We start from the raw sequence: 498 nt of genomic DNA on the forward strand, positions 1-498 counted from the left end.
TCTCATGCCGCCTCCGAAGAAACTGCCAATGCTTACTATCAATATTTCTTTCATCTCCTTATCTCCTTTTATATATAATTTACCTGTTGGCGGAATTAATTTAGTGCATACTTAATTCTGCCAATGGGCTTGTCGTTAATGAAGTTTACGTATTGCAGAATGGTAAGTGCACTAATTTTGCCAATGATCCTGGCAAACAAACCATTCGTTATTTTCGCATAGTTCCTGATGACCAAGAACTGGTCTGTAAGTTGTGAGAATATTGTCTCAATCCTCTTTCTTGCCTTTGCAAACGGAATGAATGTCGGTTTCCAATCCTTTTGGTTGAGCCGATACGGACACTCCAGTCTTATGTGTGCGGTTTCGAACAAGTCAAGCTGTACGTCAGCTCCAATATACCCTTTGTCACCATAGATGCTACAGTCGTGATAAGTATGTTTTACATCCTTCATATAATGGAGGTCCGCCACACTTGCCTTTGACAGATCATAGGAATGG

At 40.6% G+C, this 498-nt stretch carries 1 pseudogene; it reads right to left on the bottom strand.

The features are described 5' to 3' along the window. Positions 1–95: 95 nt before the first annotated feature. A pseudogene (locus D4A39_RS19145) lies at positions 96–498 on the bottom strand (IS982-like element IS1187 family transposase); the annotation flags it as partial.

This window comes from Alcanivorax profundi (assembly GCF_003597125.1).
GTDB lineage: Bacteria > Pseudomonadota > Gammaproteobacteria > Pseudomonadales > Alcanivoracaceae > Alcanivorax > Alcanivorax profundi.